The organism is Limnohabitans planktonicus II-D5 (assembly GCF_001270065.2).
Taxonomy (GTDB): domain Bacteria; phylum Pseudomonadota; class Gammaproteobacteria; order Burkholderiales; family Burkholderiaceae_C; genus Limnohabitans_A; species Limnohabitans_A planktonicus.
Genome location: NZ_LFYT02000096.1, coordinates 1 through 1,195, shown reverse-complemented (window position 1 = coordinate 1,195; position 1,195 = coordinate 1). Strand labels below are relative to the sequence as shown.

The following is a 1,195-nucleotide window of genomic DNA, read 5'->3' as shown; positions in this document are numbered from 1 at the left end:
CCCACCACGGTGAGCAACACCACCAGCACGATCGGCAAAGCCAACTTGGCTGTGGCCATGAGCAGCCAGAACAAGACCTATGACGGCACGACAGCGGCTGCATTGGCAACGGGTGCGATCACGGCCACGGGCGTGACAGTGGACGGCGTGGCAGAAACTGCAACGGTGAGCAAAGCCAGCGGCACCTACAACAGCAAGAACGTGGCCACGGCAACAACAGTCACCGCGAGCTTGGCGACAGGCGACTTCACGGCAGCGACTGGTACTGATCTGAGCAACTACAACTTGCCCACCACGGTGAGCAACACCACCAGCACGATCGGCAAAGCCAACTTGGCTGTGGCCATGAGCAGCCAGAACAAGACCTATGACGGCACGACAGCGGCTGCATTGGCAACGGGTGCGATCACGGCCACGGGCGTGACAGTGGACGGCGTGGCAGAAACTGCAACGGTGAGCAAAGCCAGCGGCACCTACAACAGCAAGAACGTGGCCACGGCAACAACAGTCACCGCGAGCTTGGCGACAGGCGACTTCACGGCAGCGACTGGTACTGATCTGAGCAACTACAACTTGCCCACCACGGTGAGCAACACCACCAGCACGATCGGCAAAGCCAACTTGGCTGTGGCCATGAGCAGCCAGAACAAGACCTATGACGGCACGACAGCGGCTGCATTGGCAACGGGTGCGATCACGGCCACGGGCGTGACAGTGGGCGGCGTGGCAGAAACTGCAACGGTGAGCAAAGCCAGCGGCACCTACAACAGCAAGAACGTGGCCACGGCAACAACAGTCACCGCGAGCTTGGCGACAGGCGACTTCACGGCAGCGACTGGTACTGATCTGAGCAACTACAACTTGCCCACCACGGTGAGCAACACCACCAGCACGATCGGCAAAGCCAACTTGGCTGTGGCCATGAGCAGCCAGAACAAGACCTATGACGGCACGACAGCGGCTGCATTGGCAACGGGTGCGATCACGGCCACGGGCGTGACAGTGGACGGCGTGGCAGAAACTGCAACGGTGAGCAAAGCCAGCGGCACCTACAACAGCAAGAACGTGGCCACGGCAACAACAGTCACCGCGAGCTTGGCGACAGGCGACTTCACGGCAGCGACTGGTACTGATCTGAGCAACTACAACTTGCCCACCACGGTGAGCAACACCACCAGCACGATCGGCAAAGCCA

Annotated in this window: 1 protein-coding gene; it reads left to right on the top strand. The window is 60.6% G+C overall.

Going from position 1 to position 1,195, the window contains the following annotated elements; all coding sequences use genetic code 11:
- The coding region (locus H663_RS41860) for a YDG domain-containing protein (protein ID WP_240620607.1) at positions 1-1,195 on the top strand (1,195 nt) is incomplete at both ends.